This is a genomic window from Corynebacterium neomassiliense (assembly GCF_900626215.1).
Taxonomy (GTDB): Bacteria; Actinomycetota; Actinomycetes; order Mycobacteriales; family Mycobacteriaceae; genus Corynebacterium; species Corynebacterium neomassiliense.
In genome coordinates, this window is record NZ_LR131109.1 from 1 (window position 1) to 3338 (window position 3338).

Annotated in this window: 3 protein-coding genes; 1 reads left to right on the forward strand and 2 read right to left on the reverse strand. The window is 56.8% G+C overall.

Features of this window, described 5'->3' with window-relative positions:
- Positions 1-20: 20 nt before the first annotated feature.
- Positions 21-419, reverse strand: coding sequence for a LexA family protein (locus E0E18_RS13680; protein WP_202616787.1), 399 nt, complete (start codon positions 417-419; stop codon positions 21-23).
- A gap of 257 nt (positions 420-676) precedes the next feature.
- Between E0E18_RS13680 and E0E18_RS13685 the strand changes: the two genes are divergently transcribed.
- On the forward strand, positions 677-1840 hold the full coding sequence (locus E0E18_RS13685; protein WP_130841906.1) for a hypothetical protein: 1164 nt from the start codon (positions 677-679) through the stop codon (positions 1838-1840).
- A 434-nt stretch (positions 1841-2274) separates the two neighbouring features.
- On the opposite strand, the gene E0E18_RS13690 is transcribed toward E0E18_RS13685, so the two are convergent.
- Complete coding sequence (locus E0E18_RS13690) at positions 2275-3099, reverse strand: aminoglycoside adenylyltransferase domain-containing protein (protein WP_130841908.1); 825 nt, start codon at positions 3097-3099, stop codon at positions 2275-2277.
- Positions 3100-3338: the final 239 nt, after the last annotated feature.

The following is a 3338-nucleotide window of genomic DNA, read 5'->3' on the forward strand; positions in this document are numbered from 1 at the left end:
CCGGTGGGAGGGTGTCGCGGTCACTGGGGACGCCGGGGGCGCAGGTGATGCAGGCAGGTGGTGACCATGCCCCAGATCTCCGCATCGTCGCGGCCGTCGAGGTCGATGGCAGTGAAGTCGTGGTTGGCGGGGATCAGTTGTGCCGGCGGACCGGGGTGGTACTGCTTGACGGTGAATTCTCCGTCAACGAGGGCGACGACAACGTCGTCGTCCTTGGGGGTCAGGGATCGGTCGATGATGAGTTCGTCACCGTCGTCGATACCGCGGCCGGTCATGGACTCCCCGGCGACACGAACGAGGAATGTCGCGGCCGGATGGTCGATGAGCTGGCGTGACAGGTCGATGCCGGCGTCTGCATAGTCCTCGGCGGGGGAGGGGAAACCCGCGGCGACGGTTTCCACTGCTGAGGGAATCAGCATGTCCGAGCCGGGGTGTAGTGACCGTGGAGCATCCATAGCTACATAGAACACGTGTTCGTATGCGGGTGCAATACCGCAGGCCGGCAGGGGCCTAGGGGGGTGACGTCTTCCCTTTGATCGGTGGTGATCGGGGTGTGATCGGTAAGAGCCCTGTCCCGCCGTCATCTCCAACAGTGTGAACTAGTCCCTTACGAACCAGCAGGTCCTATTTGATAGCACATAGCAGTATAGGTAGATCCGTGTGGCACTATTATGCCATGTCGACAGCAGACGAAAACGCAGCAAAACATCTTTCCAGGACATCGCTCAGGGACTTCGGTCCGCCGGTCCCGACTGATGACAAAGCCGCTACATACGCTACACACGTATTGAAAATCATGCCACATGAAGCGCCACTACCTGTGTTGCTTCGGCACGCGTTAGATCTAATCGGCATACCGCACCATGGTCCGTGGGAGAAGGTCGCTTGGTGGGTAGAATTCCAGTATCAAGGGCACTCCTGTAGCCTCTCGTACGAGAAGTTCGGCTTACGCCTTCGCGTCCGTGGTGACCTTACCAAGGAGCGAGCAGATAGAATCCTTTTGGAGATACGGAAGAAGCTAAACACAGCCGGGAGGACTGTCGAAAAACTGCTTTCTAAAAAGGCTCACAATGCGATAAACTCCGGAAACGTAACTGTGGCCAACCAATACAGGCGACTACGTCGTGCTTACGACTACTTCCGGCAACGTGCCGTCAATCCGGACTTCGTCGAGGATATCCATGAGCAGATGGAGGGTGACGGCATAGTCAAAAGTTGGAGTCATCATGTTTGCGGAAAGAGCGTTATGGATCTCAACGCCTCGCATGATCTGGTGGCGTCGATATCTGCGTATTTGAGCGTGTTGGAACACTGTTTTGTGCTCATACTCCCGTTCCACGACTTTGATCCGAGTTCGGATGAGCTGACTCAGATTATTGGCGACCGATGGGGTGACAAGTGGAGGCGGGTCATTGGTGTTTCTGACAAGGAATCGAAGAGGCTTCGGGAACGTCTTGGGGAAGTCGTCGAGCAATGGAGAAATCCTTACTCTCATGGCGGTTTCGAGAAGGGGTACGGCGCTACTGTCTACGTGCACATGGAAGGTCTTGGAGCTCTTCCAGTCGGCATGTCCAGTATTCTCGATAGCCCACGGTTCTCTTTTTTCCCTCTCTCAGAGACTGATCTTTCTAAAGTGTTCGGACTATTTGATGATATAGACGCTTACCTGGTCAGGACATTTCCTCATGCGATGGCGTGGATCGAGTCGGGGTTAGACGTACGATTCGACGAGGAATTTATTTCGCAAGTTTCCCACAGTATCGAGAACTACGGCAATGTGAAAAAGCTAATAGAAATACAATCGTATTTGGATGATAGGGCAGCCAACATGGACTACTGAGTTTAGTTTTATTCAGATTTTAATAGATATTCCATATTTTTATTTCGATACTACTGTGATGCATGCTACATAGATACACAGAGTGATGGAGCGGAAAAAGTTCAGCAGAAGAACCTAGACAGCAGCGTAGCTGCCTGTCTCTGTCGTGTGTACTGGAAGAGGCACGCTGATTGACCTGTGCGGCATTCAGGATCGGAGATAGCGGTGGGGGCAGGGACGTGCGTTTGACGTTGTCAACGGAACCCCCGCCAAGCACGGGGCAGAACCAGGTCCCGATACGTACCTATGATGTGAATGGGATCGCTATGTGGCACGGATTTCTGATAGCTCTGTGTCGCTATGCACCGCTTTCCGTATTCATCCGCTGGGCCGCCTCCTGGTGAAGAGCGGGAAGGTCTGCGAGATGTCGAAATGGTCGAGGTGACGGAGGTAGTTCAGCGTGGAAGCACCTCCGATTCGGAGATGATATCGCGCATGCAGGCGACAGTCAGCCGTCGCCATTCGCTTTTCGGTGGAGCGCTTGGAGCATTCTCTCCGCCGAGGTGAGCGAGTGCTACGCCGAGGATCGGTGCGTGATGAGGGAACAATCCGAGAGCACGCGCTCCGGCCTCCTGCTTGCTGATGACCTCACCCGTCGTGAGCGTCGCGTGCATCCGCGCGGGTCCGAGGAGCCGCCATTGGACCCTTCCGGCTCCGAGGGCTCCACGCCCCCTCTCGGTGCGCCGCATCAGCGGCTTCCAGTACCCGAGCAGGTTGTTCAGGGTCCATGCTCGGAGCTTGTCGGGCTCCGGGTCCAGACCCCAGGTCGAGACGTCCTCTCCCCGTAGCGCGATGCCACCGTGCTGGAGCTCGTGCCAGATCACGGGATTCACATCGAACGCGCCCCTGGGGTCGAAGATCTCGCCCACGTGGGAAGCGATGGGTTCGATCTGTGTCACAGGGCGCGTGATCTCCGAGTCCCACACGAACGAGGTGTTGCAGCACGCGCTGACGCCCATACCTCGGATGGCTCGCCCAAGTAACCGCGGGAATTGTGACAGGTGCAGAGCTCGCAGGCGTGGGATAAGACCAGAGTGTCCTCTCCAGTCGTCGTCAACCGTGGCGATCAGATCGATGTCACTGGCCTTCGGACGATACGCTCCCAGCGCGACGGAACCAGCGACTGCGACGCCCGTGATCGCTCCAGGTAGCAGTCGATCGGCCGAGGCGAGATACGGCCCGGTTGCTCGGCGGACTTCATGCGGCAGCGCAGCTTCCATGCAAACACCATACAGAGAAGCCACCTTGAAGCGGCGTACCACGTGGCCTGACTGTAGATCTGGAAAACCTCGGCGGCCTGGGGAACATCTACGCGACAGCGCACCTTACGGATGTGGCCTTGCCCGCAAATCGTGGACAGGTAACTAAGCTGCCTCAGGTTCCTCAGCAGCAGGTTTGTTGAACAGATTCATTTCGAACTCCACCGGCGGCACATACCCCAGCGACGAGTGCAGCCGTC

Excerpts from the sequence above, each read along its gene's own strand:
- E0E18_RS13685 (WP_130841906.1), top strand. The coding sequence starts at position 677 with ATGTCGACAGCAGACGAAAACGCAGCAAAACATCTTTCCAGGACATCG.
- E0E18_RS13690 (WP_130841908.1), bottom strand. The coding sequence starts at position 3,099 with ATGGAAGCTGCGCTGCCGCATGAAGTCCGCCGAGCAACCGGGCCGTAT.
- E0E18_RS13680 (WP_202616787.1), bottom strand. The coding sequence starts at position 419 with ATGCTGATTCCCTCAGCAGTGGAAACCGTCGCCGCGGGTTTCCCCTCC.